This is a genomic window from Neobacillus mesonae, from assembly GCF_001636315.1.
Taxonomy (GTDB): Bacteria; Bacillota; Bacilli; order Bacillales; family Cytobacillaceae; genus Neobacillus; species Neobacillus mesonae.
In genome coordinates this window covers 1,531,891-1,558,885 of the sequence record NZ_KV440949.1, presented here as the reverse complement: position 1 = coordinate 1,558,885, position 26,995 = coordinate 1,531,891, and the positions used below count along the sequence as shown (strand labels likewise).

General features: G+C 42.1%; 21 protein-coding genes. 19 read left to right on the top strand and 2 right to left on the bottom strand.

Annotated elements, in window-relative coordinates; translation table 11 throughout:
* Positions 1-158: 158 nt before the first annotated feature.
* The 4 genes from A6749_RS07770 to A6749_RS07755 all read left to right on the top strand — a co-directional run bounded on the left by A6749_RS07770 (position 159) and on the right by A6749_RS07755 (position 5,026).
* Positions 159-998, top strand: coding sequence for a DegV family protein (locus tag A6749_RS07770; protein ID WP_066387494.1), 840 nt, complete (start codon positions 159-161; stop codon positions 996-998).
* A gap of 697 nt (positions 999-1,695) precedes the next feature.
* A complete protein-coding gene (locus tag A6749_RS07765; protein ID WP_161487120.1) occupies positions 1,696-2,694 on the top strand; it encodes a nuclease-related domain-containing protein in 999 nt (332 codons plus the stop codon).
* Complete coding sequence (locus tag A6749_RS07760; RefSeq protein ID WP_084797696.1) at positions 2,676-4,166, top strand: ATP-dependent helicase ComFA; 1,491 nt, start codon at positions 2,676-2,678, stop codon at positions 4,164-4,166. Before A6749_RS07765 ends, A6749_RS07760 begins: the two co-directional genes overlap by 19 nt.
* A 143-nt stretch (positions 4,167-4,309) precedes the next feature.
* Complete coding sequence (locus A6749_RS07755) at positions 4,310-5,026, top strand: ComF family protein (protein WP_066387488.1); 717 nt, start codon at positions 4,310-4,312, stop codon at positions 5,024-5,026.
* A 185-nt stretch (positions 5,027-5,211) separates the two neighbouring features.
* Here the strand turns inward: A6749_RS07755 and A6749_RS07750 are convergent, their stop codons facing one another.
* Positions 5,212-5,706, bottom strand: a complete 495-nt coding sequence (locus tag A6749_RS07750; RefSeq protein WP_066387484.1) for a spore coat protein — start codon at positions 5,704-5,706, stop codon at positions 5,212-5,214.
* Between the two features lie 257 nt (positions 5,707-5,963).
* On the opposite strand from A6749_RS07750, the gene hpf reads away from it, so the two are divergent.
* Together hpf and A6749_RS07740 are read left to right on the top strand one after the other, a co-directional pair.
* On the top strand, positions 5,964-6,506 hold the full coding sequence (gene hpf / locus A6749_RS07745) for a ribosome hibernation-promoting factor, HPF/YfiA family (protein ID WP_066387482.1): 543 nt from the start codon (positions 5,964-5,966) through the stop codon (positions 6,504-6,506).
* 118 nt (positions 6,507-6,624) lie between these two features.
* The gene (locus A6749_RS07740; RefSeq protein WP_066387480.1) at positions 6,625-8,235 is read left to right on the top strand and encodes a gamma-glutamyltransferase family protein; all 1,611 of its coding nucleotides are present in this window, start codon (positions 6,625-6,627) and stop codon (positions 8,233-8,235) included.
* Between the two features lie 261 nt (positions 8,236-8,496).
* Here A6749_RS07740 and secA read toward each other — a convergent pair whose 3' ends face one another.
* Complete coding sequence (gene secA / locus A6749_RS07735; protein ID WP_066387477.1) at positions 8,497-11,007, bottom strand: preprotein translocase subunit SecA; 2,511 nt, start codon at positions 11,005-11,007, stop codon at positions 8,497-8,499.
* 508 nt (positions 11,008-11,515) lie between these two features.
* Here secA and A6749_RS07730 point away from each other — a divergent pair.
* From A6749_RS07730 to A6749_RS07670, 13 genes are all read left to right on the top strand, one after another.
* Positions 11,516-12,904 carry a NapC/NirT family cytochrome c gene (locus tag A6749_RS07730; protein WP_066387474.1) on the top strand — a complete coding sequence of 463 codons (1,389 nt, stop codon included), beginning with the start codon at positions 11,516-11,518 and terminating at the stop codon, positions 12,902-12,904.
* Positions 12,905-12,927: 23 nt separating this feature from the next.
* Complete coding sequence (locus A6749_RS07725) at positions 12,928-14,082, top strand: NapC/NirT family cytochrome c (protein WP_066387472.1); 1,155 nt, start codon at positions 12,928-12,930, stop codon at positions 14,080-14,082.
* Positions 14,083-14,202: 120 nt separating this feature from the next.
* Positions 14,203-14,892 carry a tetratricopeptide repeat protein gene (locus A6749_RS07720; protein WP_066387470.1) on the top strand — a complete coding sequence of 230 codons (690 nt, stop codon included), beginning with the start codon at positions 14,203-14,205 and terminating at the stop codon, positions 14,890-14,892.
* A 16-nt stretch (positions 14,893-14,908) separates the two neighbouring features.
* On the top strand, positions 14,909-15,874 hold the full coding sequence (locus A6749_RS07715) for a 6-bladed beta-propeller (protein WP_066387469.1): 966 nt from the start codon (positions 14,909-14,911) through the stop codon (positions 15,872-15,874).
* A 115-nt stretch (positions 15,875-15,989) separates the two neighbouring features.
* Positions 15,990-17,081 (top strand): cytochrome c3 family protein, encoded by a 1,092-nt coding sequence (locus A6749_RS07710; RefSeq protein WP_066387466.1) that lies wholly within the window; start codon positions 15,990-15,992, stop codon positions 17,079-17,081.
* 219 nt (positions 17,082-17,300) lie between these two features.
* Positions 17,301-19,295 (top strand): cytochrome c3 family protein, encoded by a 1,995-nt coding sequence (locus tag A6749_RS07705; RefSeq protein WP_066387461.1) that lies wholly within the window; start codon positions 17,301-17,303, stop codon positions 19,293-19,295.
* Positions 19,296-19,427: 132 nt separating this feature from the next.
* Positions 19,428-20,529, top strand: a protein-coding gene (gene prfB / locus A6749_RS07700; RefSeq protein ID WP_153043010.1) for a peptide chain release factor 2 whose coding sequence is annotated in 2 segments (ribosomal slippage) — positions 19,428-19,499 and positions 19,501-20,529 — 1,101 coding nt in all. Because the reading frame shifts where the segments join, the coding sequence is not laid out codon by codon here.
* A 191-nt stretch (positions 20,530-20,720) separates the two neighbouring features.
* Positions 20,721-21,587, top strand: a complete 867-nt coding sequence (locus tag A6749_RS07695) for a YitT family protein (RefSeq protein ID WP_066387453.1) — start codon at positions 20,721-20,723, stop codon at positions 21,585-21,587.
* Positions 21,588-21,639: 52 nt separating this feature from the next.
* Entirely contained in the window at positions 21,640-21,975 is a 336-nt protein-coding gene (cccB, locus tag A6749_RS07690) for a cytochrome c551 (protein ID WP_066387450.1), read from the top strand.
* Positions 21,976-22,288: 313 nt separating this feature from the next.
* A complete protein-coding gene (gene ftsE, locus A6749_RS07685; protein ID WP_066387446.1) occupies positions 22,289-22,975 on the top strand; it encodes a cell division ATP-binding protein FtsE in 687 nt (228 codons plus the stop codon).
* Entirely contained in the window at positions 22,965-23,858 is an 894-nt protein-coding gene (gene ftsX, locus A6749_RS07680) for a permease-like cell division protein FtsX (RefSeq protein ID WP_066387443.1), read from the top strand. The genes ftsE and ftsX overlap by 11 nt, the downstream gene beginning before the upstream one ends.
* A gap of 145 nt (positions 23,859-24,003) precedes the next feature.
* Positions 24,004-25,311, top strand: a complete 1,308-nt coding sequence (locus A6749_RS07675; protein WP_066387441.1) for a murein hydrolase activator EnvC family protein — start codon at positions 24,004-24,006, stop codon at positions 25,309-25,311.
* Positions 25,312-25,512: 201 nt separating this feature from the next.
* A complete protein-coding gene (locus tag A6749_RS07670) occupies positions 25,513-26,964 on the top strand; it encodes a S41 family peptidase (RefSeq protein ID WP_066387437.1) in 1,452 nt (483 codons plus the stop codon).
* Positions 26,965-26,995: the final 31 nt, after the last annotated feature.

The window sequence follows — 26,995 nt, the reverse complement described above, 5'->3', positions numbered from 1 at the left end:
AAGAAGAGCACGCAGGCTTTAATATGCGTGCTCTTTTTATTGTTGAATTTTTTTGTAAAAATCGCATTTTAAGGATAAATAATGCAATTTGCCTTTGTTTCAGATAGAATATTAAACATGCAGATTATTAGTTGAAATAGACAAGGATGGTTAGCGATATGAAAACGGCAATTGTAACCGATAGTACCGCGTACATTCCGAAAGAAATACGTGAAAAATGGAATATACATATGATCCCGTTGAATGTGATTTTTGGAAACGAGGTCTATCAAGAAGAAATTGATATTACGTGGCCGCAGTTCTATGGAGAAGTCAGGACAAAGGAACTGCCGACCACTTCCCAGCCGCCTATCGGCAAATTTGTTGAGTTATTTGAGAAGCTTTCAAAGGATTATGATGCGGTCATCAGCATCCACCTTTCTAGCGGCATCAGTGGCACGTTTCAAGGAGCGGTAAGTGCCGGCACGATGGTCGACGGCATTAAGGTGTATGCTTTTGACTCTGAAATTAGCTGTATGGTTCAGGGCTTCTATGCGCTTGAGGCAGCCGAATGGGCTTCCCGCGGTGAGGGGGCGGAAGCGATCATGGCCCGTTTAGAAGAGTTGAAGAAATCAGCCCGCGCCTATTTTATGGTGGACGATTTATCCCATTTACAGCGCGGCGGCCGTTTGTCCGGCGCAGCCGCGTTTATCGGAAGCTTATTGCAGGTAAAGCCGCTGCTTCATTTTGAAAATAAAGTCATTGTCCCGTTTGAAAAAATTCGCACTCGTAAAAAGGCCATGAAAAGGATCGCCGATTTATTAGGCGAGGACGTATCGGGGGGCGAGGAGTATCGCGCCGTCATCATCCACGCCAACCGAGAGGAAGAAGCTGAAGTCTGGCGTCAGGAACTGTCGTTGTTGTATCCAAATGTTGAATTTGTAATAGGCTATTTTGGTGCGGTCATCGGCACCCACCTCGGCGAAGGCGCCATGGGCATGGGCTGGATGAAAAAATAAATGTTTAGTTTTGAAGTTTGCTACCATTCCGGCTTTAGGCCGGAATGGTTTTTTAGTTCTTTGTGCGGTGTGGGCGGAATTTGGCGAAATAATTGAGGAATTCCTCGAAATAATTGTTAAGTCCGCGAAAAAAATAGAGAAGTAGGCGAAATTAGTAGTAATGATCGCGAAATAAAACGGAAAACCCGCGAAATCCAGTCTGAGCATTAGTCTTGGCGAGCGCCCAAGCTAGGATAGATTCATTCTAAAAAGAGGTAACAATAAAAGGTTTGGCGAAATTAATGAGGAATTCGGCGAAATTATGGGCAAAGTCGGCGAAAAAAATCCAAAAGTCGGCGAAATAAATACGTAAACCGGCGAAATCCTGATGTAAATCCGCGAAATCCGTTTTGAGTATAAGCAGCAAGTCCAGGTGTGTTCTCAAACTAGGATAGATCCGTTCTGGAAGAGGTACCTTTAAAAAGGTTTGGCGAAATTAATGAGGAATTCAGCGAAATTATGGGCAAAGTCGGCGAAATAATTCAAAAAGTCCGCGAAATAAATCTGAAAACCCGCGAAATCCAAACCCGAACCAGCGAAATATATCTTTACCACTTTCAAAAGTCATAAAATAGCCATAAATAATCAGACAATCTGGAAGGAACTTTAGCATATTTTGTAGAATTTTTTTCATAAAACAGAAAGTGTGATGATTCCTTTGGACTTGAAAGAATTAACCCCGCCGCAAAGGCTCCTTAAGACAAAAGCATTAAAACGTCGATTAATCCCCGGCCACGAAAAACATCCTCAAATTGACAGTAGTCTGGCGAGAAGAAAGGCAGGATTTTGGGGCGAACAAATGCTAAGTACATACCTTAAACAGCTTCCAAATGATAAATACCATATCATCCATGACCTCCACCTGGAGCACAACGGTTTCCACATCCAAATAGACAACATTCTTCTATCACAGAACCTGATTCTCCCAATTGAAGCAAAAAATATCCAAGGTAGTCTATATTTTGATGATCAATTTAACCAGCTGATCCGGCCTAATGAGGATGGGATCGAAGAAGTATTTGAGGACCCTCGCGTTCAAGCAAGATGGCATCGGTCATTGCTGGGAGATTGGCTCAATAAAAACGGATTCCACATGCTCCCACATGATTATCTGATTTTTTTCGCCAGTAACAAAACCAACTTAAAGTCTTACCGCAACGGCACCATTAGGGATGCTCAAAAAATTTGCAAGGCTAGAGATATATTTAATAGGATTTATAGTTTGGAAAAGCAATTTAACCAAACAAAGATAAACTATAATTCGCTAGTGGAGTTGGGGAATTTATTACTCGCTCAGCATTGCCCGAAGGAAATTGATATTTTAAAAGAATTTGAGATTGATAAAACGGATGTCCGCCCCGGTGTTCTCTGCCCAATTTGTTTGCACATTCCGATGAGGTACGAAAGAGGAAAATGGCGCTGCCCGATCTGCCAAACCCTATCGGACGAAACATTCCCGGAGGCGTTGGATGATTATTTTTATTTGTATAAGCCAACCATCACCAATACTGAGTTCCGTCAGTTCTTTTTGTTTCCAACCGTACATGTTGCCCAAAAAAAGCTTCATTCTCTTCATTTACCATCAACAGGTACTACAAAAAATCGTGTTTATCTTTTATCGCCAAGGAAGGTGCCGCCATGCGATTTCGACTTCTAAACGGCAGGATTAAGGCTGTCAAAAACTTTTCAGAAGACTCGATGAAAATTACCCAAATCAATGATATCCCTCAACCGCCGCTTAATTCCAATTTTCAATTTAATCCCGAATTACAAAGGCTTCTCAGCGGAAAACAACTCCTATTCGACGACCTCCCATACCCGCTCGATGAAATCCAGATACATTATGACAATGGATATATTACTTTCCGAAGAGGAATAGAATATGACGGAAAAAAGCCGTTTTGCGTAAGATGCGGCAATAAAGACACGGTATGGTTCGAAACGTTTCCGTGCGCGAGATGCGGTGAAACCTGTTTCTACTGCCGCAAATGTCTCATGATGGGGAGAATCAGCGAATGTACACCGCTGATCGGCTGGAAAGGACCGGTGCCTGACACCGAACTTCCGCTCCAAATTATGGCCTGGCAGGGGACATTATCGGAAGGGCAATCGGAAGCATCGCAACGGGTAGCCTATGCCATTCTACATAATAAAGAATGGCTCGTTTGGGCAGTATGCGGGGCTGGGAAAACGGAGGTTCTGTTCGAGGGAATTGAAGCAGGTTTGGCTGCCAACAAACGACTATGTATTGCTACACCAAGGACAGACGTTGTTCTTGAATTAACACCACGTCTTAAGGCGGCATTCCCGCAAATTGAAATAGCTTCCCTTTATGGCGGGAGCAAGGACCGCCACAAGTTCGCGCCACTGACGATTGCCACCACCCATCAGCTACTCCGCTTCTATCATGCATTTGATGCAATTATTTTAGATGAAGTCGATGCATTTCCATATACGGCAGAGGAAGCGCTGCAGCATGCGGCCATTCAGGCGCGAAAACCGGAGTCAGCCATGATTTATCTGACGGCGACACCAAATGCAAAATGGCAGAAAGAATGTCACTCCGGTAAAAGAGCTTTTACCACCATTCCTGCCAGGTTCCACCGCTACCCGCTCCCTGTCCCGGAATTCCAGTGGTGCGGCAACTGGCAAAAGCAGCTCAAAAAAAACAGGCTTCCTCCGAATGTGCTTAAATGGGTCAAAGAACGGCTCAATAATGGTAAACAGGCACTTGTCTTTTTCCCGCATATTCCGTTAATGGAAAAAGCCCTTCCGATTCTAAGGCAGTTTACACCTAATATTCAAGCCGTGCATGCCGAAGACCCGCAGCGAAAAGAGAAGGTGCAAAAAATGCGCTCCAAGGAAATCCCGTTGTTGCTAACAACAACGATATTAGAGCGTGGTGTCACGTTTCCGAATATCGATGTTGCGGTTGTAGGAGCGGAGGATGACATTTTTTTAGAAAGTGCGTTGGTGCAAATCGCCGGCCGGTCAGGGAGGAGTAAGGACTATCCAGAAGGAGTGGTAACGTTTTTCCATTATGGAAAAACGGAGGCGATGCTTAGGGCGAGGAGGCAAATTGTTTCCATGAATCGAGAAGGGGTAAAGCGCGGACTGATTGATGTTTGAGGTTTTTGAAATAGTAAGATGAAATAGTTTATCCGCGAATTTTCCGGAAATATCCGCGAATCGGAGTCACTTTTCCTTGTTTCGATGGGGAATATCCGCGATTTTAAGCAAGATATCCGCAAATCAAAGAAGGCGATATTAAAATGAACTTATTCCAGCAAAACCACTGTCTTATCTGTCATGAAATAATCCTGCCAGATGTTGGCTGGCGGGCGCTTTTTTCTGTGGAGAAAGAACAACTGATTTGTGTAGAATGTGAACGGAAGTTTGAAAAAATTGACGGCGAAACATGCCGGATCTGCAATCGGCCCTTACATTTGTTAGATGCAAAGTTTCGCGATGATGATTTGTGCCATGACTGTTTTCGCTGGGAGGGGGATGAAGAATGGCGAGGATATTTGACGAAAAACACTTCGCTATTCCTTTATTATGATTTTTTAAAAGAGGTCATTGCGAAGTTTAAATTTAGGGGGGATTATGTGCTGGCGAAGGTGTTTGCCATGTATGTAAAAGTATTGGCGGCAAATATGAAAGCTGATTTATTTGTCCCCATCCCGTTGAGCGAAGAGCGGTTATATGAGCGGGGGTTCAATCAGGCCGCGGCACTGCTACGGGAAGCCGACCTGCCCGCGGCCTCAATCCTCACCCGTGTCCATTCGGAAAAACAATCCAAAAAGTCACGAAGCGAACGCATCCATCTCCCGCAAGTATTCAATCTCACACCCGAAGCAGACATTGAAGGAAAACGAATCGTACTGATCGACGACATCTATACCACCGGCTCCACCCTCAGACACGCAGCCAAGCTACTAAAACAGGCTGGCGCCATAAACATAGAATCAATTACGGTAGCAAGGTAAAAAATGTAAAATGGTGTCAGGCACCACAAAAAGATAAACACCCCAATTTGTCCACCTTGGAAGGACACAATATCTGGAAGAGTGTCCATGCAGGGTGGACAAATGTCCACGAGTGGTGTCAGGCACCAAAAAGACTGTCAGCTACAATAAGCTGCAGCTTCTAATGCCGGAGCCTGTTATCCGTCCTAGTACTTCATTCTTAGAGCTTTATTAGCATTCTCGATGTCATGTCCTAACAGCTTGCCTAGATCATAGGCAGGGTAGTAGCCGTGTTTGTGCATGTAGGTAAAGATGCGCTCGTGGCCATGGATGGCCCCTTGGAGCTGTCTGGTAAACACATGGCGTAAAGTAGGTGTCGCGGTTTCAGTGATGGCTCCAGCGAGATTGCGTACCAATGTCTTGGAAAGGGCAAGGAGATCGGCGGCAAAAAAGCCTAAATCTTCCCGCTCATCATCCTCACGCGCTTGATACCCTGGGGCTTGAGGGTAAAATTTAAGCAGCTCTTTCAAATTGCCTTCAAGGTCGTTAATGCACTTTCGGTAAAGTTCCTTGAGCTCATGATCTGTTACCTTATTAATGGACATCTTTAATTTCATTAACCCGGTCGATTGGAAAGCAACCATTTCATGCAGTTCCAACGTCTCATGCCAGGCGAGTAATTTTCTCTCTTCTTGTGTCATTATGGGCCCTCCTTTTCGTCATTCATATTTACCTTATTCCATGAGCATTTTACTGGAAAGTTGTCCCACATAATATTAAAATAAAGGAGAAGAAAACAATTTCTTCATCTTCTCAAAACAAGGGTTATGTCAGGCATTGTCACTATTTGCCCAATGTTTTTGTCATTAAATCGACTAATTTTGCTTGAGTTAGCAGGAGAATCATAGGGTAAAATAGAAATGTAAATACATAGCCTTAAAAAAGGAGGAGTCCACAGATGAATTATAACGTACGTGGTGAAAACATTGAGGTAACTCCAGCAATCAGAGAGTATGTAGAAAAGAAAATCTCTAAATTGGAGCGTTATTTTACTGAAGCACCCGATGCAAAAGTAAATGTGAATCTAAGATTCAATCCAGATAAAACATCTAAAGTAGAGGTTACCATCCCGCTGCAAAATTTAGTGTTGCGTGCTGAAGAAACCAACACCGATATGTATGCAGGGATTGACTTGATTTCTGACAAACTAGAGCGTCAAATCCGTAAACATAAAACAAAAGTAAACCGCAAGTTCCGTGAAAAAGGTGTTGAGCCTTTCCAATTAACAACAAATACAACGACAGAAGTTCATGACGATGATGATTTAGAGTTAGTCCGTACGAAGCGCTTCGACCTGAAGCCAATGGACAGCGAAGAAGCCATCCTGCAAATGAACATGCTGGGCCACAGCTTCTTTGTATTTACAAATTCCGATACAAACCGTACAAACGTTGTTTACAAGCGTAAAGACGGCCGCTACGGCTTAATTGAAGCACAATAACAAAACTCAGAAAACGCCGCCCTTATTGGGGCGGTGTTTTTTACTGTAAAAATTTGATATACCACTTTCTGAATCTTTTTTATAATAAAAATAAGATTACTAGAAAGTGGGTAACTTCATGAATTTTGATTTTCACTATAATCCTTATCCTTCACAGCGTACCACTGTGTTCGCCAGAAACGGAATGGTTGCCACATCGCAGCCCCTTGCTGCCCAGGCTGGTCTTGATATTCTTAAAAAGGGAGGAAATGCCATCGATGCGGCTATCGCAGCTGCCGCCGCTTTAACCGTGCTTGAACCGACCTCAAACGGAATTGGCGGGGATGCTTTTGCTTTAATTTGGACCAAGGGAAAGCTGTTTGGACTAAATGCCAGCGGTCCTGCACCGCAAAAATTATCCATCGAGGCGGTTAAGTCGAGGGGCTTTGAAAAAATTCCTGCTTACGGCCTGATTCCGGTAACGGTACCGGGAGCACCATCCGGTTGGGCGGAAATGTCGAAAAAATTTGGCCATCTTTCATTTAAAGAAATCTTACAACCAGCAATTGAATACGCGGAAAAAGGCTATCCGTTAACGCCGATACTCGGAAAATACTGGGGTTATGCCTATAATCGATTTAAGCAAAATCTTATCGGTGATGAATTCCAGCCATGGTTTGAAACGTTTGCCCCAAACGGACGAGCTCCTAGGATAGGGGAGATGTGGCGTTCACCGGCACATGCTGCTACTTTAAGCGAAATTGCTGAAACAGGGTCAGAGAGTTTCTATCGAGGTGCACTTGCGGATAAGATTGCTGCCTTTTCCGAACGCTTCGGTGGGTTCCTTTCCAAAGAAGATTTAGCGGCCTACAGGGCGGAATGGGTAGCCCCAATTAAAGTGAACTACCGGGGCTACGATGTATGGGAAATACCGCCAAATGGGCAAGGTTTGATAGCACTGCTCGGGCTGAACATTGTCAAAGGCTTTCATTTTACTGAAAAAGAAACCGTCGATACTTACCACAAGCAGATTGAGGCGATGAAGCTTGCTTTTACTGACGGAAAGGCCTGTATTACCGACCCTGTTCATATGAAAATAAAAGTAGACGACGTTCTTTGCGATGCATATGGGGAAGAGAGACGACGGGAAATAACCGAAAATGCCATTGAGCCGCTCCCATACCAGCCGCCGCGTGGAGGAACCATCTACCTCGCGACAGCAGATGGAGAAGGCAACATGGTTTCGTTTATTCAGAGTAATTATATGGGATTTGGCTCTGGAATTGTGGTGCCAGGCACCGGTATCGCCCTGCAAAACCGCGGTTATGATTTCTCGTTGGATTGTAATCATCCGAATGCTTTAAGACCTGGTGCAAAGTCATATCATACGATTATCCCGGGGTTTTTAACTAAGGGAAATCAGGCTGTTGGACCTTTCGGAGTTATGGGGGGATTTATGCAGCCTCAGGGTCATATGCAGGTGGTGATGAATACAATTGATTTTGGTTTAAACCCGCAGGCAGCGCTGGATGCCCCAAGATGGCAGTGGCTTGAGGGTAAGAGGGTCCAGGTTGAATCACATTTTCCTAATCACATTGCTCAGGCGCTAGCACGAAAAGGGCATCAAGTGGAAGTTGCACTTGATTCGGGCGGCTTTGGCCGTGGTCAGATTATTTGGCGTGATCCCGAAACCGGTGTGCTGATGGGTGGGACAGAAGCGCGGACCGACGGGGCCATTGCTGCCTGGTGAGTTGGTACAAAATACAGAGAATTTGCGAATTTATATAAGAGGAAAAACAAGAGATTTTATTAAGACAATCTCTTGTTTTTTTACTTTTGGAGATTTCTTAAATTAATTTCGCGGATTTCGCCCATAATTTCGCTGATTTTAAGAATGATTTCGCGGACTTTCGCTAGAATTTCGCGGAAAACTAAAAAAATTTCGCCACCCCGCCCCCAACAACATAAAAAAAGAGCACCAGCCCAATCGCCAGTGCTCAAAAATCAAAACTTATATCGCTGCTCCATGGCAGTTTTTATATTTCTTGCCGCTTCCGCAAGGGCATGGATCATTTCGGCCGATAGTTTCCTTGTTGACTTTCGGCTTCTTCTTAACCGTTTCGCCGTCTTCTTTCGGATTCACAGCATGACCTTGAGCAACCTCTTGCCGCTCGAGATTATTGCGGATTTCCGCTTTCATAATGTACATTGCCGTTTCGTCTTCAACAGACTCGATCATTGCTTCAAACATCGCGAAGCCTTCATGCTGGTATTCACGAAGCGGATCGGTTTGACCATAGGCGCGTAAATGAATTCCTTGGCGAAGCTGATCCATTGCATCAATGTGGTCAATCCACTTCGAGTCGACGGCACGAAGGGTAACCACTTTTTCGAATTCACGCATTTGCTCAGGATCGAGAATTTCTTCTTTTTCCGCATAGCGTTCTTTCGCTTTTGCAAAAATGATCTCAATCATTTCTTCAGAATCTTTTCCATTTAAGTCCTCTAACGTGATATCACCCTCAGGCAGCAGGTTAGCATGAACGTAATCTACAATGCCTTGCAGGTTCCATTCTTCCTCATCTGCATGGGCTGGTGCTAGGACGTTAACATGACGCTCGATGGAACGTAAAATCATGTTTTGAACAATGTCACGAAGATTTTCTGATTCCAATACTTCATCACGCTGTTTGTAAATGATTTCGCGCTGCTGGCGAAGCACGTCATCGTACTGCAGCAACTGTTTACGGGCATCAAAGTTGTTACCCTCAACGCGTTTTTGTGCTGATTCAACGGCACGAGACACCATTTTACTTTGAATCGGCTGAGTATCATCCATACCGAGTTTGGTCATCATGTTTTTCATATTATCAGAACCGAATCGGCGCATGAGCTCATCTTCCATTGAAAGATAGAACTGAGTCACACCAGGGTCCCCTTGACGACCGGAACGTCCACGCAGCTGGTTATCGATGCGTCGGCTTTCGTGACGCTCGGTCCCAATTACGGCAAGGCCGCCTAGTTCACGTACACCCTCACCAAGCTTGATATCGGTACCACGACCGGCCATGTTAGTGGCGATGGTTACCGCACCCTGCTGTCCGGCTTCCGCAATAATTTCTGCTTCTCGAGCATGATTTTTTGCGTTCAAGACATTGTGGCGTACGCCTTTTTTCAACAGCATTTTGGAAACAAGTTCTGATGTTTCAATCGCAACTGTACCAACCAGAACAGGCTGTCCCTTTTGATAACGCTCAGCAATATCTTCAACAACGGCACGGAACTTGCCATCCATGGAAGCGTAAATTAAATCCGCACGGTCGTCACGGGCAATTGGGCGATTTGTTGGAATAACGATAACGTTCATATTATAAATGTTGCGGAATTCCTCTTCTTCCGTTTTCGCCGTACCAGTCATACCAGATAATTTTTCATACATCCGGAAGTAGTTTTGGAACGTAATCGTCGCCATGGTCATGCTTTCGTTTTGAATTTCGACGCCTTCTTTCGCCTCGATTGCTTGGTGCAAGCCTTCTGAGTAGCGGCGTCCCTTCATTAAGCGGCCGGTGAACTGGTCAACGATGACAATCTCACCTTCCTGCACGACGTAATCAACATCCAGATGCATCGTGACATTGGCTTTTAATGCCTGGTTAATATGGTGATTTAAAGTAACATGCGAAATATCAAATAAGTTTTCAATGCCAAAAGCCTTTTCAGCCTTGCTGATTCCTTCTTCCGTCAGCATAACGGCTTTTGTTTTTTCATCATATGAATAGTCAACGTCCTTTGAAAGGGTGCGGACGAAGGCATTGGCTTGAATGTATAGAACAGTAGACTTTTGCGCCGAGCCAGAGATGATCAGCGGAGTCCGCGCTTCGTCGATTAAGATGGAGTCAACCTCGTCAATAACCGCAAAGAAAAGCGGGCGTTGGACCTTCTGCTCTTTATAAAGAACCATGTTATCGCGCAAATAATCGAAGCCGAATTCGTTATTGGTACCGTATGTGATATCAGCGGCATAGGCAGCCTGCTTTTCATCCTTATCCATGCTGTTCAAGTTTAAGCCGACAGTTAAGCCTAAAAATTCATACAGCTGTCCCATCTCGGTAGCATCGCGGCTTGCCAAGTATTCGTTGACGGTTACAACGTGTACGCCTTTTCCAGACAGTGCGTTTAAATAAACCGGCATAGTGGCGGTTAATGTTTTACCTTCCCCGGTTTTCATCTCGGAAATATTCCCCTCGTGAAGGGAAATCCCCCCCATCAGTTGAACGTGGTATGGATAAAGACCGAGCACGCGGCGGGCACCTTCACGGACAACTGCAAAAGCTTCTACAAGCAAATCATCAAGTGTTTCCCCTTTTTGGTAACGGGCTTTGAACTCTTCTGTTTTTTCACGAAGCTGTTCGTCGCTGAGTCTTTCGGTTTCTGCAGCAAGTGCGTCAATTTTATTAGCGAGCTTGTCCAACCGTTTTAACTCGCGCTTGTTCAGATCAAAGACTTTATTTAAAATCCCCATATTTGAAGAACGCTCCTTTTTTACTTAAAAAAGCAATTATTTTTTGAAAATCCAGTCAAATCTAGCGATACTTTTCCTTTTATATCTTACCATTTTAAAGGCAACAGTGACAACAATGTTGGCAGTCAAGGAAATTTTATCAGTGGGTGTAATAAAGTTTTTTTGTCATGTTTTTGTCAAAATTGACGGGTTTGTGACGTTTTATGTCGAATTCGTATTCATAGAGTGAAAGTCTTTTAAAAAAGAGAATGACATCGCATAAATATTTACATTTTAAAATAATTATTCATAAAACTCCAAACTTAATACTATTGCAATAGTGCTAAACAAACCCTTTCAAAACAACATTTATATGTTGTTTTTAGAGAAAAACGAAACCTTTAATATATGAAAAAATATTCACAAATTGTACATTGGATTATACCTGCATATTGTTAGATACTACCTTTAGAGAGGTATCAATGGAAAATAAATAGAGAATCCAATCATTATGGGAAGGGTGAGGATAGTGGCTTTTTGGGGAAAAAACAAAAATAAAGAGACCGATCCCGAATCAAGAGAAGAAAGAAAAAAAGCGGGCATAATCAAAAGACTCTGGCAAAAAGTCAGAAACATAGATTGGAAGGATCCGGTTACCCGCTGGAAATTGATGTTTATTTCACTGATTACGCTAATTGTTGTCGGTGCGGGCGGATACGGGGCAATTGCTTTAACGAACTCGCCAGCATTCTGTTCGAGCTGTCACGAAATGGCACCGGAATATTCAACGTTTACTGCCAGCGCCCACAATAATATTACCTGTGTGCAGTGTCATATAAAACCTGGCGCCATCAACATGCTGACCCACAAGATGAAATCGATGAAAGAGGTTTATTACCATGTAACCGGCGTACCGAAGCAAATTGTCCAAACAGAGGACGAAGCAGTTTCGGATGAAAACTGTTTACAATGCCACTCGAAGAACCGACTGGTGACACCATCTGGGGACTTAAAAGTTAACCATAAAGGCCATCTTGAAGAAGGTGTTCCATGTATCTCATGTCACGCAGGGGTCGTCCATGCCAAAATGGCCGCCCGGGGGATTAATACCGATGAGGTTCGTGGTGAATATACAAAAGAAAAAGCAGAAAAAATCATGGAGAAGAAATACTTATCTCCAAACATGGGAAGTTGTATTGACTGCCATGACAAGGTAAATAAAGGTGAAAAGCCTTGGAAAGACGTGGCTTACCTCGTGCCGCCAAACCCAGAGGAGATGGAGAAAAAGCTGGAGGAGAATACGAAAAAAGTGTCTGATAAGACCGAGTTGACGGAAGCTGCTGCTAACCAAAGTGAAGAGGCAGGGTTAGCCGAACACGATGAACAAACACAAAAGCTGATTCTCCAGGCAATTGGCAAGCAGCAAAAGAATGTCAAAATTTCGATGGCTTGCGAAACTTGTCATAAATCGACGGCTATTCCTAAAAACCACCAAACCGCAAATTGGAATAACAATCATGGAGGAACAGCTGTTGCCAAGTTGGATCAATGTATGGAGTGCCACCAGGATTCTAAGTGGAAACGTGATATTCCAAAAGAAGACATTGTTTCCATTTTGAAATTAGGAAATGAAAAGAAAAAATATACACCTAATTATGCATTGGCAAAAGAGGAATCTAGAATTAATAAGTTCTGCAGCGCCTGTCACACCGACCGGCCTGATAGTCATGGCGACAGTGATCAATGGCTGACGGCACATGCTGGCAAAGCGAAAACAGCTGATCAAAAAGTGCAATGCTTCGTCTGTCATGATCAAGAAAAGCCCAAACCTGACTCAACCCATGCAAAAGCACCAACAGATGTTTATTGCCAATACTGTCATAGAACTGGATTTAAAAACGACGTAAAAACTAACTAATCAAACTCTGGAGGGACGCTTTTATGGATAAAGAGCACAAACACGAGCGGTCGGCCCCTCCCCGTATTCGATATAAGCTGTTTAAAATTATGACTTTAACATTATTTTTTCTCATTGTCTTTTTATCGTTGGGGTTCTTCGGGCAGGAAGCAGCCACAAGCTCCAAGTACTGTGCATCATGTCACGAGATGAAGCCTGAGTATTATACGTGGAAGGCCTCAACACATGCCGAAGTAGATTGTGTTAATTGTCATAAGGATCCAGGGGTCAAACAGATAGCTAAGGCTCAAGTTAATGGAGCTGTAAAGAATATACGTAATGAAGCGATTACGACGGCAGCCATTATTCGCATGACAAAAGAAATACCGAATAGCGCCTGCGAGAAGTGCCATGATATGTCAAAACGCCAGGTTTCCGCATCCGGGGATTTGATCATTCCGCATGATCGGCATATAGAGAAAAAAATTAAATGTACACAATGTCATAACAATGTTGCCCATGGTAAGATTGCCGATCGAAACATGACGTTTAAAACAGATTATGATAAATGGGACAGTAAGGTGGGACAAGCGGCTATGGCCGATTTGAAATTCACTCTGCCGTCGATGCAAACCTGCATGGATTGTCATATAGCGAGGAAAATCACAACAAAATGTGAAGCCTGCCATGCAACTGGAATGGTTCCAAAAAGTCATAAAACAGCGGATTTTAAAACAACACATGGAATTATCGCGAAAAATGATTTAGAAAAGTGTAATTCCTGCCATAAATATATGTCTGCTGCGGCACTTGAGGGGTATGAAGACACATCGATTGTGGATCAGTATTTAAACCCTGATCAGAAGACGTCAAATAAAAATGAGCACACCTATGCGAAGGAAAATACGTTTTGCCAAAATTGCCATAAGAAACGGCCGGCCAGCCACGCTGTTTCGTTTATAGGAAACCATGGAACACTGGCAAATCAAAATCAGGAAAAATGCTATACATGCCATGACCCGAATCGAACCAATACATCCAGTAACAACACGATCAATTGTGCAACCTGTCACCAAATGAAACACCAGAATAATTGGCGCCAAGGGCACCCGTTCCCTGTTGATACTATCAAACGACCTGATGCAAGATGTTACACCTGCCATGTGAAACAAACATGTACATCTTGTCATAAAAAATAATCGATCAGGAAGTTATTGGCATTGGCTGAGATGTTAAAGCTCATAGTTGGGGCTTAATCATTTAAAAGACATGCATGCGGTTTCCCAATAGGTAACTGATGAAAAAAGAGGTGGATACTTATGGAGGCGAAAAAAATCCCTGTAATCGAAACAGATGAACCGTCACGAATAAATAGGAAGAAAGATTACTTTACCAAACTTCAAGCAACAATGATGATTATCGGAACATTGTTAATCAGCTTGATTGGAGGCTACTTTATATGTGATAAATTCGTCTGGACGGATAAAAATCAAAGCAGACTTGATGAACAAATTGCTTACTACGAGGATATGGTTAGTAAGGAGTCAAATAATCCAGAAAATCGTATTAATCTCGGTTACTCCTACCATTTAAAAGGAAGGAATGATGAAGCTGTAAAACAATTACAGATTGCCATTGATTTAGACAAAAAGAATGTGGGCGGCTATTTCAATTTGGGACTAGTTTATAACGACCAAAAACGCTATGACGATGCCTTAAAACAGTCCAAAAAAGCGGTAGAATTAGCGCCGAAAGATTATAAAGGCCATTTGTTGGAAGGCATGATCTATCGAAAACTGAAAATGTACAAAGATTCATTGGCATCTCTTGAAAAGGCGAACAAATTAATGCCTGCAAATACCGATATTATTTTTGAAATGGGAAAAGTCGCGGAGGATCAAGGCAAAGTAAAGGATGCCGAAGAACTCTACAAAAAGGCATTAAGCTATGATCCGCTTTATAAGCCTGCGTCGGAAGCATTAACGAAAATTGCATCCAAGGATCATTAAGAGGAGATGACCACGAGTGAAAAAGAAATCTGTTTATATATGGATGGGAACCATTGTTGTCCTTACGGCGGCTCTTTTTACCGGCATTACGTTTTTAAATTTGGATCCTGCCATTAAACCAATTGTCGCTGCGGCTAATCCAGCGGGGGGTACACCGGAGTTTAGGCAGGCGTTTTATGGAAACTTCGAAAAGCCTTTGAATAAACCGATGGATGTTGCGAAAATTGGCAGCCTGATTTACGCAACAGACACAAATAACCAAGAGGTCCAAGTATTTGACCAGTCAGGTAATAATATTTCAACGTTTGGTAAAGCTGGTTCAGATAAAGGGGAATTGCAATTTCCGTACGGAATCTCCGGTGATAAGAGCGGGAATATCTACGTAGCGGATCTCTACAACGGCAATATTTCAATTTTTGATACGGATGGAAAGTTTATCAAGTATTTCCCGGATCAAGACAAGCTTCTTAAAGCTCCCGGCGGTTTGCGGATCTATGATGAAAAGCTATATGTTACGGATATTAAAGAAAACAAATTGTTTATTTTTGATATGGACGGCAAAAAATCAATGGAAATTGGCAAGGCTGGTACCGGAAATGGACAATTCATTGCACCAAATGCCGTCGCCGTTGACAAGGAAGGGCAGATTTATGTTACCGATTCAGGAAATAATAGAATTCAAGTTTTCAATAAGGATGGTAAGTTTTTAAAAATTATTAATGGATCACAGGATGGAAAAGGTGAATCAATTTTTGTAAATCCAAGAGGTGTTGGTGTTGATTCAAGAGGAAATGTTTATATCGTGAGCAATATGTCCCATAACATTTATGTTTATGACAAAGATGGAAAAGAGGCAGAAGTATTAGGCGGAATGGGGACTGATAATGGTCAATTTTATTTGCCAAACGGCCTGTTTATAGATGAAAATGGGGCAATTTATGTCACGGATACAGTTAATAAAAGAATCCAAGTATTCTATTAACATTTGTATGACGTTAAGGGGGTGAGGCCCGGGAGGAAGGAAATTTCGTTTTGACAAGACGTAAAAGGTACAGAGAAAAACAGAGAGAAAGATTTTTTTAGGGAGGTTTTTAGACATGAGTAAGATTAAACTTGGTTTTTCTGCACTGTTAACGCTTATTCTACTTGGTATGTTTGCCGCGTTGGCCTCCGCAGAAGGTTTCACGGCAACGCCGAGCAACCCAGCACCTGGCATTAATGTTGGTACTGTTGATAATAATGGTGATGCTAATCAACACAGGACCCATGGCAATTTCCAAAACAATACGAACTCCTGCGGAAACTGTCATAGCGCCCATAATGGCAGTAACGAAACGTTACTTAAGTTTCAAAATTCAGAGCCCGATATGTGTTTATCCTGCCATGACGGTACAATGGGCTTCTATAACGTAAAAACAGCATCTGGCGCTGGTATTTTTAACAGTACACATGAAAGTGCTTCAATGCATGATGTTGGCAAAGGCATCCAGATTGGATCGGCTCCAGGGGCATATGCCAATAAATCTGTTGGTGAATTAGAATGCTCCAGCTGTCACAATCCACACGGATCTGTTAATGACAGGTTACTAAGTGAATCTGTCATTGGAGTTAGCTATTCTGGTGTTACAAAAGGAACAAAGTCTATTAATCTTGAATTGAAGGAAGACCCTGCTTATGCAGATATCAACAACAGCTCGACAATGTCTGGGTTAAAAATCACAACATCTGTCGGCCCTAAAGGCAACACTGACAAAGTGAACTATGCTAAATTCTGTGGTGCCTGCCATGATGACTACTTAGGCAGCAGTGGTGCTCCTAACCATACGAACCATTACGGACATACCACAAATAGTTCTTCTGCCGGAAGAAACTGTGCAAGCTGTCACTATGCACATGGTACCGATATTACAATGCTTAAAGATACTCAAGGAAAAACAATTGCTGATTATGTAAATGGTGGGTGGACTCAAGAAAAAGCTGAAGCTTATATGAAGGATGTAAGTGTGAACAGTAAAGGCGTGAAAACATCATCACTTAAGAAATATACCAACATGGCTGTATGCTGGACATGTCACCAATCTTCACATGCGATCGATACACAGCAGCCTGAAGATAAATACTTAACTGATGGGGTAGACAGATACGGCAACCCTATTAAACTATTTAAAGGTAAATCTGACATTAGATAAAAAGCTAACCAATAGCCCCACTATTAGTTAGCCGATGAAAATTGTAATGTAAATTAACAAGGTAGTAATAGTAATTATTACTGCCTTGTTTATTATTCCAGATTGATGCAAAATTGTCAAAAATCTTAAACTAATGAAGAAAATTAATGATGATTCAGTTGATATAATAAAATAAAACATTTTTTCTAGGTTGAGAGTAAAGAGAAAAGGATGAATATCATGAAAAGGATGAACTACAAACGGAAATTTGTTTTATACGTTGTCATATTGAGTCTTTTTATAAGTTCTTTCCTTTTGTATTCTCCTGAAACACATGTTTTTTCAGCATCTGGAGAACCGGAAATCACAGTAACGGCTCCAGCTGCGGGATCATTATTTGAAGTTACAACGGTTGAATTTACAGGAATAATTTCCGATGAACAAACCCCGCCAAATGAACTGATAGTAAAGGTATTTGAACAGCCGAAGAATGCTGAGCAGCCTATTGATATTACTGAGGATGGAAAGCTGACGATAACACCCCAGGCAAATTTTGCTGATTTTACTTATGTAAAAGATTTCAGTCAAGGGGTTCATAAGATTACATTTTTTGTATCTGATCAACAAGGTTTTAGTAATAAGTCAGAACAAACAATTACTGTTGGGCAGTCACAAACGACTGCTGCGGCTCTCGATGGGACAGCCGATTCTGCTCAACCAACTGCTGCAGGCGACAATCCTGCGGAAATGGATGGAAAGCAGCCTGGTACTGTTGATTCTGGTACAAGTGAACCTGATCAAGAAAATCCAAGTATGGACCAGCCTGCTTCTAACGAAACCACGGGAAATCAGCTCACTGTCAAAAAAATAGGCAATAGACCTTATATGGCAAACATGTTTCTTATACCACGAGGAAGGGCGGATCAATATACCCCTGGTAAAAAAGCTCCAAGAGGATTTCTGCCAGCTGAGGATATGACTAGAGTACCTTTGAATTATCAAATTTTAATTGAAGTTAGAAGTACCGGATCAATACCTGAAAATCAACCTTTGATAACGGTTTTTGGAGAAGCTGTTGAAGGGAAAGAAAAACGAATTAAGGAAACAATAATAGATGAAGACGTTACGGCTTATGTATATACCTTTACACCTGAAAAAACTTTTACTGCCGGAACAAGTTATGATGTTTACTTAAATCCAAATTTTAAAAATGATTTGGAGTTTAATATTATTCCTAGATTCCTTAAATTTACGACTGTCAGCGCCCATCATCAAGATGTAAAGGATTTTAATCAAGGAACCGGCGAACATATTGCCGACATCCCGGACGATCAGAGGTCTTTAGATTTTAATATTCATGGAAACTATTCGAATGTAACGAATGCCTGTGCCTATTGTCATAGCACTCATAATGGGGGAAATCCCAATCTTGAGGGAGGAACCATAAGGGCTAAAGAAGATAATCTCTGTTTGGCTTGTCATGACGGTACATTGAGCAGTACTGGTATCCCAGAAGCTGATAAGTATAATACTTCAAAATTTAAACATGCTCAGAATCATTTGGAAAAAGCTGCTGCATGTACGAGCTGTCATAATCCGCATATACCTGGGACACCTGCTAACCCGAACAGTTTGCAAAGCTACAAGGTTAAAGACCAAAATGGAATCCATTTTGAACCTTATACCTATAAAAAAGCAAGCACAGCAGCAGGCGGTGCTGACGATTTTTCATTATGTTTGAGCTGCCACAATAAATCAAAGAATAAGAATATCGCTCAATTTTACACAAACGAAAATTTCACTAATCAATCCGGACATAATATTATTAAAACGAAAGATAGCGGCAGCCGCTTAAAAGGCCAGCTGCCCTGCGCAGAATGTCATGAAACACATGGGTCTAATAACATAAAAATGTTAAGGGAAGACCTAGGGAATATTCAGCCAGATGAAAATCTAAGTAAATTTTCAAAAACAAGCGGAAGGTGGAATGCGGCGGCTGAACGCCAATTTTGCCTTGCATGTCACAAAACTAAAAATAATACTGTCCTATACGGGAGAACTGCTAAGTTTAATAAGACAATAATTGAACATCAAGGGAAAGATCTTGTATGTTCTCAATGTCATGGTGGAGAATCAAAAACATTTATCGAAGCAGCCCACGCTCCGAGTATAACTAATCAAACACCAAATGCAGAACCGAGTGCTTCTGAATTGGATAATCCGGTTAGTCAATAAAAAACGAGGGAATTCCCTCGTTTTTTTAAATTTTGAATTTCCCCCTATTTTCACGTTATAATATATGGTGGACAAGAACGAACAAGGATGTTGCGATTAAAATATTGTACATTTATTATAGAGGTGGAAAACATGGAACTAGCAGAAATTCGTAATACACTTGAAAAAATGGCTGTGACATTAGCTGACTTTAGGGGGTCTCTTTGACCTCGAAAATAAGGAAGCCAGAATTGCGGAGCTAGACGATATTATGCTGCATCCTGATTTTTGGAATGACCAGCAGGAAGCGCAAAAGGTAATCAGCGAGGCGAATGGCTTAAAGGACCAAGTCAATGAATTTCATGAACTCAATGAAACATTTGAGAATCTTGAATTAACCTATGAACTCGTTAAAGAAGAGGCTGATGAAGAACTTCAGTCAGAACTTGAAGAAGAATTAGGGCAGCTCTCAAATCGTTTAAATGATTTTGAATTACAGCTTCTTTTAAGCGATGAATATGATAAAAATAATGCAATCTTAGAGCTTCACCCGGGTGCTGGCGGCACGGAGTCGCAGGATTGGGGTTCGATGCTGCTCAGGATGTACACACGCTGGGCTGAGAGTAAGGGGTTTAAGGTAGTGACCCTAGATTATCTGCCTGGTGATGAAGCCGGAATCAAAAGTGTTACGCTTGGCATCAATGGTCATAATGCATATGGCTATTTGAAAGCAGAAAAAGGTGTTCACCGTCTTGTGCGGATTTCCCCATTTGATTCTTCAGGGCGTCGTCATACTTCATTCGTCTCCTGTGATGTAATGCCTGAATTCAATGACGATATTGAAATTGAGATTCGTTCGGAAGACTTGCGGATTGATACGTACCGTGCGAGCGGTGCCGGCGGGCAGCATATCAATAAAACGGAATCTGCAGTTCGAATCACGCACACACCAACAGGAATTGTTGTCTCCTGCCAAACGGAGCGTTCCCAGATTCAAAACCGGGAACATGCAATGAAAATGTTAAAGGCGAAACTCTACCAACGGGAACTGGAAGAAAAGGAAAAGGCGCTTGCGGAAATTCGTGGTGAGCAAAAGGAAATCGGCTGGGGAAGCCAAATCCGCTCCTACGTATTCCACCCTTATTCAATGGTAAAAGACCACCGTACAGGCACCGAGACCGGTAATGTTCAAGCGGTAATGGATGGTGACATTGATCAGTTTATCAATGCTTACCTGCGTTCGAGAATTTCATAATCAAAATAAAAGCCTTTGCCGGCAGAGTTTCGGCAAAGGCTTTTATTGTATGTACCCTAATGAAACCCCCTTTAATAGCAAATGCTATTAGAAATTTACTGATTTAACACGGCAGTTAATTGGCATTTACACCATTATTTACCCATGCTATACTCAGTAGCGGTTAAAAGCATTTTAGAGGGGAATTACACATGAATCGAATCAATCATCTAACAGAAACAAACCCCAAATTACGAATTGCAGCAGATTATTTATTGGTTCTTCTGGGCTCAGCCATCATAGCGATATCATTTAATGTATTTTTATTGCCGAATAAGGTGGCATCCGGCGGGGTCAGCGGCATTAGTACGATTTTGAAATCTGTCCTTGGGCTGGAGCCGGCGTATGTACAATGGGCGTTTAACATTCCATTATTTATCGCCGGAGTGGTTTTATTAGGAAAACACTACGGAGTGAAAACGTTGGCAGGGACTATTTTTCTTCCGTTTGTGGTGTTTTTGACAAAAAGCTGGGAGCCGTGGACACATGATGCTTTGCTAGGCGCTTTATTCGGCGGTATTGGTGTGGGCCTTGGACTCGGAATAGTGTTTCGCGGCAATGCCTCAACCGGCGGAACAGATTTAGCAGCGCAAATTATCAACAAATATACTGGTTTTACACTTGGAAGATGCATTGTGATGATTGATGGATTAATCGTCCTGACAGCAGCCATTGTTTTTGACATTGAAAAAGCGCTGTATGCCTTAATTGGCTTGTATGTTACCAGCAAAACGATTGACTTAGTACAGATCGGTTTCGGCCGGTCAAAGATGGCGATGATCATCACAGATAAGCAGGAAGAAGTACGCGAAGGGATCCTGAAGAAAATAGACCGCGGTGTCACAAAATTTTCAGCCTTTGGAGGATTTACCGATCATGAAAGGCCGGTATTAATGTGTGTCGTTGACCAAACCGAGTTCACAAAATTGAAACAATTGGTCAAAAGCCTTGACCCGTCTGCATTTGTCGTTGTTATGGACGCTGCGGAGGTATTAGGTGAGGGTTTTAAACGCGGATAATGCTGGTATAATTAAGCAGTGATGGCACTATTTTCACTTAGGGGGAGTAGCAATGAAGAAAAAATTAGGAACAGTAATAATGGGAGCAGCTTTAGTGATGGGACTTGCTGCATGCGGCGGCGGTTCTGACAGCTCTGATGGAGGGAAAGATACTGCCTCAGCTGGAGGAGCAAAAATATACGATCAAAAATGTTCGAGCTGCCATGGTGGAGATTTAAAGGGTGGAGTTGGACCAGACTTAACAAAAGTTGGGTCTAAATACTCAAAAGATGAGATTTTAGATATCGTTAACAATGGTAAATCTGGTGACAAAGGTATGATGCCTCCAGGAATTGTTAAGGGTGATGATGCTGAACAAGTTGCTGTTTGGCTGTCAGAAAAAAAATAAAATTCGATTTCTAAAAACACTCTGTCTATTAAAAGACAGGGTGTTTTTTTGTCGAAAATTCATTTAAAATAGTTCGACAAAATGAACGCTCTACGTGAAAAAAATAAGTCTGCTAATGGGGAGAATTGTAAGGATTTGTATTGTTTGAAACGAAACTGTAATATTATTTTAGCTTTTTTTGCCGATTTTTGATGTTATAATAGAGCCATGCGAAATTGTGCACACAATGTTTGTTATTTTGGTATGGATTGTAGATAAAAAATGAAAATTGTCGAATAATCATTATTCAACAATAATAATATGGGTGATAACTATGATTGAAATGCAAGAGGTATATAAAAAATACCGGAATGGCGTAACGGCCATCAACGGGATTGACGTTCGTATTAACCAGGGTGAATTTGTCTATGTCGTTGGTCCTAGCGGCGCCGGGAAATCGACATTCGTTAAAATGATGTACCGTGAGGAAATACCTACTTCCGGCACGATTTTAATGAACGGTGTGAACCTGGCAAAATTAAAAATGAAAAAAGTGCCGCTTTACCGCCGCAATATTGGGGTGGTTTTCCAAGACTATAAGCTGCTTCCGACTCTGACAGTCTATGAAAATGTCGCTTTTGCCTTAGAGGTAATTGAAGCATCGCAAAAGTATATCAAAAAGAGAGTCATGGAGGTTCTTGACCTTGTCGGTTTGAAGCATAAGGCAAGAATGCTGCCAAATGAACTTTCCGGCGGGGAGCAGCAGCGTGTTTCTATTGCCCGCTCTATCGTTAACTCACCGAAAGTGGTGATTGCGGACGAGCCGACCGGTAACCTTGACCCTGAAACAACATGGGAAATTATGAAAATCTTTGAAGAGATTAATAACCGTGGAACAACAGTTATAATGGCGACGCATAACAGAGACATTGTGAATACATTGAAACGCCGCGTAATAGCGATTGAAGGCGGAAAAATTGTTCGTGATGAGCAAAGAGGTGATTACGGTTATGAAAATTAGTACAATTGGTCGTCACGCCCGCGAAAGTATGAAAAGTCTTGGCAGGAACGGCTGGATGACGTTTGCCTCCGTTAGTGCCGTAACGGTAACGCTTATATTAGTCGGTGTCTTTTTCGTTATCATGATGAACTTAAATACAGTAGCCCAGACAGTTGAAGAGGATGTGCAGATCCGCGTCCACATTGATGTTGCGGCAAACAAGCAGGATCAGGAAACTTTAAAGTCAGCCATTCAGGCAATACCGGAAGTTAAGACGATTCAGTTCTCATCCAAGGAGGATGAGCTGAAAGAGCTGGTAAAGAGTATGGGTGAGGAAGGAAAGGCGTTTAAGCTTTTTGAACAGGACAATCCATTAAATGATGTGTTTATCGTTAAAACGAAAAAACCTACTGATACGATGAAAGCTGCTTCCAAAATTGAAAAACTTAATTTTGTGGCAAAAGTAAAATATGGTCAGGACAAAGTGGAAAAGCTGTTTAAATTTATTAAGGCCAGCCGAAATGTGGGGATCGTGCTGATTATCGGTTTATTCTTCACAGCGATTTTCCTAATCTCCAACACGATTAAAATTACCATTATTGCTAGACGAAGAGAAATTAAGATTATGAGGTTAGTAGGGGCAACTAATTCCTTCATTCGCTGGCCATTTTTCCTTGAAGGACTATGGCTCGGTGTATTAGGATCGATTTTGCCGATTATCTTAATTTCGATTGCCTACTATCGCGCATTTGATTATATAAACCCCAAGCTTAATGGCACGTTTATAAAAATCCTGCCGTTTGACCCATTTATGTATCAGGTTTCCGGTATACTTCTGCTAATGGGCGGTTTAATTGGTGTATGGGGAAGCTTGATGTCCGTAAGAAAATTCTTGAAGGTGTGATGTTTATCAGGAAGGGCCTGTTCATACAGTCTTTCCTGATTTCATTTTGTCATTTGTTATACCACCGTAAAAGAGATTTAAACAGTATACAGATAAAGAACGATTTACCTATACATAGAGAAATAGCAGTGGGAGGAAAAGTCGGATGAAACAGAAAGTTTTAACGCTTGCCGTGACTGCAGCGGTTGGATTCGGGACGATATTTGGCGGATATGCAGCGAAAACAGAAGCTGAATCAGTCTCCGAATTGAAAGGGAAACAAAGTGAAATTCAGAATAAGCGCTCAGGTGTAAAATCAGACATTAATAAAGTAAATGATAAAATCAATAATCTCCAGAAACAACAATCAGATGTAAAAGATGAGATGAAACGAATTGATTTTGCCATTAGTGATACAACTGAAAAAATTAACGACAAAAAGGCTAAAATTAACGCCACAAAAACTGAGATTAATAAACTTCAAGGTGATATAAAGGTAATTTTGGACAGGATGAAAAAGCGTAGTGAGCTTTTGAAGGAACGTGCCCGCAGTTACCAGGAAAATGGCGGTGCAGTGAATTACATTGATGTTTTATTAGGGGCGCAAAGCTTCAACGATTTTATCGACCGGGCCAATGCGGTAGCAACTTTGGTTTTGGCAGACCAAGAAATCTTTAAGCAGCATGAAGCGGATAAAATTGAGCTTGAGAAAAAACAGGAAAAAGTGAAAAAGGATCTTGCTGGTCTTGAGACCATGCTGGCTGACTTAAATAAGATGAGCCAAGAGCTAAAAGTGCAGATGGCGGAGAAAAATAAATTGCTATCAAAATTGAAGGTTCAAGAAAATGAAGCCCATGAGCATGCGATGAATTTACAGGAACAAGAAGGAATTCTTGCTGCACAAGAGGCAGCAATTCAGCGTTCTATTAAGTCTGAGGAAGATCGCCAGGCAAGAGCGGCAGCCGAGGCTAAGAGGGCAGCTGAAGCCAAAAAGGCAGCTCAAGCGAGACAGCAGCAATCATCAAGTTCCAGCTCAGGAAGCGGCGGTGGTGGTACTGTGGCATCAACTCCGGCAGTTTCCGGCGGCAGCTTCACAAGACCGGCTGCTGGTGCCATCACTTCCACTTATGGTGCCCGCTGGGGAACATTCCACTGGGGTGTTGACATTGCACAAGGCGGCACGGTTCCAATTGTGGCTGCGGCTGACGGAGAAGTGTATGTTTCTCACTATTCATCAAGCTACGGAAATGTAGTTTATATTTTGCATAACATTAACGGGCAAATGTACACGACTGTTTACGCACACATGAGATCGCGTTTGGTCGGTGCGGGGCAGCATGTTAAAAAAGGCCAGCAAATTGGAATTATGGGTAATACCGGTGATTCCCAAGGTCAGCATCTCCACTTTGAATTATACAAAGGACGCTGGCAATTTCATTCAGCGATTAATCCGATGGGAATTGTCCCATTGTAAAAAGAGTGAAGCATGATGCTTCGCTCTTTTTTTTGCATACGATCTGTTGATAGCTTTCACTTTTTGCGAAGTTCGCTTATTCGATTCATCAGAAAAACTCATAACTCGTCCATTCTTTACATAACTATTACTATTCGGGCATTGGATCGATGTAGTTTTTAATTAAAAGAATAGACATGTTTTTTTACAAGGAGGGTTTCGATGAATCGAAAAGGAATAGCCCTATTAATGACAATCTCCCTTTTGGCAGGCGCCGGTGGAACGTACGCCGGAATGCAGCTTTTAGACAATAAAAGCTCAGAGCTGGAAGAGGCGATGAATCCTAAAAGCATTACCGTAACATCTGATGGTGCTTCTGGAGACAATCTTGATAAGGTTGAACAGGCATATGACTTGATTCTTAAACGTTATGTGGAAAAGGTTGACGAGCAAAAGCTGGTGGAAGGTGCCATTCAAGGGATGCTTTCCGTTTTAAAGGATCCATATTCTGTTTATATGGACAAGGAAACGAGCAAACAATTTACCCAAACCTTAGAATCCTCATTTGAAGGGATTGGGGCTGAGGTCGGTATGGTTGATGGAAAAATTGTCATTATCTCGCCGTTTAAAAACTCACCAGCAGAAAAGTCTGGTATCAAACCAAATGATCAAATTTTAAAAGTGGATGGAAAAAGTGTTGAAGGTCTAGATCTTAATAAAGCGACAATGAAAATCCGTGGAAAGAAAGGGACATTCGTCAAATTAGAAATTGCCCGAAAAGGACTGAAGGATCCGCTTGAAATAAAAGTAAAGCGCGATGAAATTCCGCTTGAGACTGTCCACAGTGATGTGAAAATGCAAGATGGTAAAAAAATCGGCTATTTGGAGGTTACTTCATTTTCTGAGAATACAGCTGCTGATTTTAAAAAAGAATTAAAGGCGCTGGAAAATGATGATATTAAAGGGCTGATCATAGATGTTCGCGGCAACCCCGGGGGATTGTTAATCAGTGTTGAAGAGATATTAAAAGAGCTCGTGCCAAAGGATAAACCATATGTGCAGATTCAGGAACGCACAGGTGAAAAGCGCCGATTCTTCTCAACCATTTCGGAAAAGAAGGACTATCCAATTCTTGTGTTGGCAAACAAAGGAAGCGCTTCTGCCTCTGAAATTTTAGCCGGGGCACTTCAGGAAGCAGCAGGATATAAGATTGTGGGGGAAACTACATTCGGCAAAGGGACCGTTCAGCAGGCTTTGGAAATGGAAGACGGCAGTAATGTGAAATTAACCTTATACAAGTGGTTAACGCCAGACGGCAATTGGATTCACAAAAAAGGAATCAAGCCAGATGTTGAGATAGCACAGCCTGCCATATTTTCAACCCACCCGCTTCAAATTGAAGAGCCGCTCACGGAGGATATGAACAACGAGCAAGTCAAAAACGCCCAAGAAATCCTCGCCGGCTTAGGATTTGCACCTGGACGCAAAGACGGATATTTCAATTCAGAAACAACGACTGCGGTAAAAGGGTTCCAGCAATATAATGATTTGCCGGCAACCGGGGAAATTGATGAAGTGACAGCCTCCAAATTAGAGGAAGCGGTTGTGGCGGAAATGAAAAAGCAGAAAAATGATATGCAGCTGCAAACGGCTTTGAGGCTAATTGTTAAATAATTTTAGGGAAGCAGCGAACTTCATGTGGTGA

Bases quoted from the DNA above. Each gene is read 5' to 3' on its own strand.
- A6749_RS07750 (WP_066387484.1), bottom strand. From the start codon at position 5,706: ATGACACAAGAAGAGAGAAAATTACTCGCCTGGCATGAGACGTTGGAA.
- cccB (WP_066387450.1), top strand. From the start codon at position 21,640: ATGAAGAAAAAATTAGGAACAGTAATAATGGGAGCAGCTTTAGTGATG.
- A6749_RS07670 (WP_066387437.1), top strand. From the start codon at position 25,513: ATGAATCGAAAAGGAATAGCCCTATTAATGACAATCTCCCTTTTGGCA.
- ftsX (WP_066387443.1), top strand. From the start codon at position 22,965: ATGAAAATTAGTACAATTGGTCGTCACGCCCGCGAAAGTATGAAAAGT.
- A6749_RS07710 (WP_066387466.1), top strand. From the start codon at position 15,990: ATGAGTAAGATTAAACTTGGTTTTTCTGCACTGTTAACGCTTATTCTA.
- A6749_RS07755 (WP_066387488.1), top strand. From the start codon at position 4,310: ATGAACTTATTCCAGCAAAACCACTGTCTTATCTGTCATGAAATAATC.
- A6749_RS07695 (WP_066387453.1), top strand. From the start codon at position 20,721: ATGAATCGAATCAATCATCTAACAGAAACAAACCCCAAATTACGAATT.
- secA (WP_066387477.1), bottom strand. From the start codon at position 11,007: ATGGGGATTTTAAATAAAGTCTTTGATCTGAACAAGCGCGAGTTAAAA.
- A6749_RS07675 (WP_066387441.1), top strand. From the start codon at position 24,004: ATGAAACAGAAAGTTTTAACGCTTGCCGTGACTGCAGCGGTTGGATTC.
- A6749_RS07740 (WP_066387480.1), top strand. From the start codon at position 6,625: ATGAATTTTGATTTTCACTATAATCCTTATCCTTCACAGCGTACCACT.
- hpf (WP_066387482.1), top strand. From the start codon at position 5,964: ATGAATTATAACGTACGTGGTGAAAACATTGAGGTAACTCCAGCAATC.
- A6749_RS07720 (WP_066387470.1), top strand. From the start codon at position 14,203: ATGGAGGCGAAAAAAATCCCTGTAATCGAAACAGATGAACCGTCACGA.
- A6749_RS07770 (WP_066387494.1), top strand. From the start codon at position 159: ATGAAAACGGCAATTGTAACCGATAGTACCGCGTACATTCCGAAAGAA.
- A6749_RS07725 (WP_066387472.1), top strand. From the start codon at position 12,928: ATGGATAAAGAGCACAAACACGAGCGGTCGGCCCCTCCCCGTATTCGA.
- A6749_RS07705 (WP_066387461.1), top strand. From the start codon at position 17,301: ATGAAAAGGATGAACTACAAACGGAAATTTGTTTTATACGTTGTCATA.
- ftsE (WP_066387446.1), top strand. From the start codon at position 22,289: ATGATTGAAATGCAAGAGGTATATAAAAAATACCGGAATGGCGTAACG.
- A6749_RS07760 (WP_084797696.1), top strand. From the start codon at position 2,676: ATGCGATTTCGACTTCTAAACGGCAGGATTAAGGCTGTCAAAAACTTT.